A 230-nucleotide genomic window follows, 5' to 3' on the forward strand; every position below is an offset into this window, starting at 1 on the left:
CCGATAGCATGCGACTGCATAGACTGTCCTTAATTCATATAAACGTGTTGGACCTAATACTCATTTATACGGCTGGTAATTCTGTGATCGGCCTACGCGGAATACAGCTAACAGCCAAATCATCAGACTGTCCTGCTTGTAAGCGCTGAAAACCTGCATAACCAATCATCGCGCCATTGTCCGTACATAGCGCAGGCCGTGCAAAATGAACCGTCGCATAGATCTTAGCC

The 230-nt window shown here is 47.0% G+C and carries 1 pseudogene; it reads right to left on the reverse strand.

The features are described 5' to 3' along the window. Positions 1-64: 64 nt before the first annotated feature. Positions 65-230 (reverse strand): annotated as a pseudogene (locus tag V6252_RS13065) (tRNA (adenosine(37)-N6)-threonylcarbamoyltransferase complex transferase subunit TsaD); the annotation flags it as partial.

Origin of the sequence: Psychrobacter proteolyticus (assembly GCF_038155145.1) — a bacterium.
Classification (GTDB): domain Bacteria; phylum Pseudomonadota; class Gammaproteobacteria; order Pseudomonadales; family Moraxellaceae; genus Psychrobacter; species Psychrobacter proteolyticus_B.